Here is a 251-nt window from a genome sequence, read left to right as displayed (position 1 = left end):
ATCCACCGCGACAAGCCATCCTTCATTTCTTCCACGATGCGAAACCCATGCAGCATCGCCGCCGTGCACACCTGTACCGCGCCGCACCCCAAGGCGATGAACTCTACGGCGTCCCGCCAGTTGCCGATGCCGCCGATACCGCAGATCGGCAGGCCTTGGGTCTGCGGGTCACGGGCGATTTCGGCGACCATGTTCAACGCAATCGGCTTCACCGCCGAGCCGCAGTAGCCGCCATGGGTGCTTTGGCTGCC

At 64.1% G+C, this 251-nt stretch carries 1 pseudogene; it reads right to left on the bottom strand.

Features of this window, described 5'->3' with window-relative positions:
• Nucleotides 1-251, bottom strand: a pseudogene (locus AC0L3U_RS39895) (NAD-dependent dihydropyrimidine dehydrogenase subunit PreA); the annotation flags it as partial.

It is taken from the genome of Bradyrhizobium sp. Kon69, assembly GCF_055807515.1.
The sequence above is the reverse complement of the archived record's forward strand: the minus strand, read 5'-3'. Positions and strand labels throughout refer to the sequence as shown.